Genomic DNA, 3,894 nt, shown 5'->3' on the forward strand with positions numbered 1-3,894 from the left:
CTTCGTTCACCAGCCGGCGCACTTCTGGAGGACCGGGCGGGCTCTTGTCGCGAACCTTCCAGTTGGTCAATTGAAGCTCAAGGCTGACTGCCAACACGACCGACTGCGCGATCCTGTCCTGGAAAGCGAGCGCGTTCTCCGAGTGGTCGTCGAATTTCTGCGCCCAGACATTGCGTCCATCAGCGGCGTCGACAAGCTGGATGTTCACCCTGAGCTCGTCTCCGGACCTCTGGATGCTGCCCTTGAGCGTATAGCGCGCCCGCACGCCAGCCGGCGCCCTCGGTTCTTCGCCGTTTTTCTGGAGGGCCGAAAGCACGATATAGTCGGCCACCTCGGAAAGCGCCGTGGTGATATCGTGAACGAGACCCTTGGCGAAGAAGTCGTCACCACGCTGTCCCGTCAGATTGACGATGTCGGCCACGACGATGGATGGGCGTCCCGAGCGCTGACCGGCGATAGCTCCATTGGCCGTCTGAAGGTTTGACGATGGCTCGGTGGAGGAAAGCAGCGATTGCCAGAGCGCTCGCGTCTCCGCGCTGACGTCGACACCGAACTCCTTCCTCAAGACGTTTCTGCAAGTCTCGAAGGTCCGCAACGCCTTGTCGCGCTGACCGCATGCAAGTAGCAGTTCCATCTTCAGCCGATAGGATTCCTCCCGCGTCGGCTCCATGGACACCATTCGATCAGCAACAGCCAAGCCGCTTTCGGCGTCCACGAGACGGGCGAGCTTTTCCAGCGACTGAAGCGCGCGGCTCTGCAGCCTTTCGCGTTCGGACGCCGCCCAATCGTCGAAAACGTTGGTGCCGATATGAAAGCCGTCGAGAAACGGTCCATTGTAGAGAGTCAACGCAGCCTGGAGTTCCGAGGCCGAACGGGCCGACAGGCCGGTTTCAAACTCGTCGACATCGACCCGCACCGCTTCCGGCCTCAGACCGATCAGGTCCTTGTGGGAATAGATGATATCCAAGCCGTGTCGCGCCAGATCCCGGCGCAGGACGCTGAGCGTTTGCCGCAGGCTGTTGCGCGAGTGTCCACTGTCGCTGTCGGTCCATAGATAATCGGCCAGCCGCTCGCGCGGCGCCGCCATGCCCGGGCAGCGAGCCAGATACGCAAGAATTGCGGGGCCGCGCTTACCGGTGAGCCAAATTGTGCCACCAGCCTCCTTTTCAAGCTGGAAACCGCCGAAAAGTAAAATCCGACCTGCAGCACGGCTTTCCGCATTTTGCATTGCTCAACGGCTCCCCAGCCTATTGAAATTTTAACTCAAAACTAACGCCTCGCAAGCTCCAGCGCGACGCCACCCAAGCGTTACCGTGACGCAGTTCATTTAGACGCTGCTGAATTAAGGGTAACTGAACCCGCAGCGTGGTTCCGGCCCGGGGGTGCGGCGAATGTCAAAGGTCACGGCCAATCTGCTGCTTCTGTTTGCGGCCGCGCTTTGGGGCTTCGGAAACGTGGCGCAAAAGACGGTGCTCGATCATCTCGACGCACTGAGCGCAGTCGGGCTGCGCTGCTTGATCGGCGGGCTGCTGGTGCTGCCCTTCGTCCTGACGGAAAGGCGAGCGCCGGCCGATGCCGCACATTCCGCCAGCCTGGCCCGGGTGGTGGTGCTGTTTGCCATTTCCATCATGCTGCAACAGCTCTGCTATCTCGGCGCCAGCGTCACCAATGCAAGCTTCTTCGTAAGCACGGCAACGGTGATCACGCCGCTGGCCGCCTGGCTGCTCATGGGTGAACGTCCGAAGGCAGGTCTCGTCGCCGCCGCCGGATCGACGGTGATGGGCTGCCTGCTGTTGTCGGGCGGGATTACCGGTTTCGGCGCCGGCGAGCTCACCGCCCTCCTCTCGGCGGGCTGCTATGCGCTGTGGACGGTCGAGCTCGGGCGCCACATGCATGCCTATGCGCGCCCCTTCACGGCCGCCGCGGCGCAGTTCCTTGCAGCCGCCGCGATAGCCCTGCCGCTCGGGGCGGTGCAAGGCAATCTGTCATTGTCGGCGGCTTCCGAGGCCGGTCCCGAACTGGTGGTGCTCGGGGTTTTCTCGACCGCGGCCGCCTTCGGCATCCAGACCGCCGCCCTGCGTTTCACCTCGGCCAGCCACGCCGCGGTGATCGTCAGCGCGGAAAGCGTCTTCGGCGCCCTGGGCGCGGCGATCTTCCTTGGCGAGCGTTCTTCTCCGGCAGGCGCGCTCGGCGCGGCGATCATCCTCGGATCGATCCTGTCGGTCGCGATGTCGAACCGAACGTCGACGGCGTCCTTGCGAGCCAGTCCAGGCAGAGCCGACGCGGCATTGCCAGCAGGCGCCTGGCCGGTCGGGCGACGCTCATCGTCGTCAATGCAGGTTGGAAGGAGACAATCCGCTGACCTTTGCGGCGACGGCCCACGCCGGTCTCAACGGCCGAGACCGCGTTGCGTGGAAAACGACCTGTATCGAGATGGAGGGTAAGATGGTGGACGGTCTTCACAGGACACCGGGCTCCGATGGCAAAGGGGCAAGGCGTGCGCTTTCATTGGCGATGCTGGCGACACTGCCAGCCGCGGTCCTTTGGGGACCTGCCGCAGACGCAACCAACATAGATCCGCCGTCGATGCAGGTTGACGTCGCCGTCGTCTTCGCGGTGGACTTCTCCTCTTCGATTGATCCGAAGATTGCCGACCTGCAGCGTGAGGGCCATGCCAAAGCGCTCACCTCGCCGGAAATCATCCGCGCCATCTCCCAGAACTATCTCGGTTGCATCGGCGTGGCCTATTTCGAATGGTCGAGCCCCGGTCGCTCGCGCACCGTGCTGCCATGGACGCGCATCTGCGGACTGGACGATGCCAAGGCCGCCGCGTCGGTGATCAGCAAGACAGGCGACACCGGCCATATGCGTCGAGGCAGGGGCGGAACTTCGGTTTCTACGGCAATCGATGTCGGAGGCCTTCTGCTCGACGAGTTCCCCGGGACCGCCATGAAGAAGGTGATCGATATCTCTTCCAATGGCGAGAACAATGACGGGCTGCCCGTCCAGCCGAGCCGGGAGAACGCGATCGCCAAGGGCTACACGATCAACGCGATCGCCATACCGGCGGATGACGAGGCCCCCCGCCAGCCGCTGGCCTCCTACTTTGCCCGATCCGTCATCGGCGGTTCACAAGCCTTCGTGATGTCACCGAAGGAACCGCACGATTATGTCACGGCCCTTCGCCGCAAGCTGGTGACGGAAGTGAGCATGAACATCGACACGCATGTTCCGCCGATGGAGGCACCGGCTCTGTCCGCGCCAATAGCCGATCCTCGGTAGGACTGCACCTCGATGAGGAGGGCTCACTCGTCATACGGGGAAGCCCGGCCAGCGTGCCCTACCCTTCCCTCAGCCAGACCAGCATCTCGCCGGGGTCGCGATTATCCCAGGCGAAATAGGGAACCGCCTTGAGCTTGGTCGCCTCAGTCGCCGGCGGCTCGGGACGATAGAGATCGGCGCCCCAGCTTTCCGTCTCGGCCCTGCTGCCGATGGCCGAAAGCGTGACGACGCCGCCGAGCAGGTTCGGCTCCCTGTGGGCCTCCAACCGTGCCTCGCGCGGCAGGGCGATGCGGTGCAGCCCACCGCCATTGTCGGTTTCCTCGACGCAATAGACCAGCGGGCCGCGCGCCAGCGCCACGCGGCCGATGTCCTGGCGCACCTGCGGATTGGCGAAGAGGCGCGCCAACGACATTTCGAGGTCGAGCTCGACCCTGTCGCCCTGGCGCCATTCGCGGCGGATCGCGGCATAGCCGTCGACCGTCGCCGCCTCAAGATCGACCAGCCTGCCGTTTACCCGAAGCGCCGCCTTGCGGCACCAGGCCGGCACGCGCAGATGAAGCGTGAACGCAACCGGCGCCTCCGGCCCGACCTCGATCGCGACCGCGCCGTCCC

Annotated in this window: 3 protein-coding genes and 1 pseudogene; 2 read left to right on the plus strand and 2 right to left on the minus strand. The window is 64.1% G+C overall.

Annotated elements, in window-relative coordinates; all coding sequences use genetic code 11:
* Window positions 1–1,087: BTAD domain-containing putative transcriptional regulator (locus EOA28_RS27835; protein ID WP_348633440.1), on the minus strand; the 1,087-nt coding region annotated here is incomplete at its 3' end.
* A 304-nt stretch (window positions 1,088–1,391) separates the two neighbouring features.
* On the opposite strand from EOA28_RS27835, the gene EOA28_RS27840 reads away from it, so the two are divergent.
* Window positions 1,392–2,444 (plus strand): DMT family transporter, encoded by a 1,053-nt coding sequence (locus EOA28_RS27840; RefSeq protein WP_245463280.1) that lies wholly within the window; start codon window positions 1,392–1,394, stop codon window positions 2,442–2,444.
* Window positions 2,445–2,514: 70 nt separating this feature from the next.
* Entirely contained in the window at window positions 2,515–3,282 is a 768-nt protein-coding gene (locus EOA28_RS27845; protein WP_245463500.1) for a DUF1194 domain-containing protein, read from the plus strand.
* 58 nt (window positions 3,283–3,340) lie between these two features.
* Here EOA28_RS27845 and EOA28_RS27850 read toward each other — a convergent pair.
* Window positions 3,341–3,894, minus strand: a pseudogene (locus EOA28_RS27850) (beta-L-arabinofuranosidase domain-containing protein); the annotation flags it as partial.

This window comes from Mesorhizobium sp. M2A.F.Ca.ET.067.02.1.1, assembly GCF_004023285.1.
Lineage (GTDB): Bacteria > Pseudomonadota > Alphaproteobacteria > Rhizobiales > Rhizobiaceae > Mesorhizobium.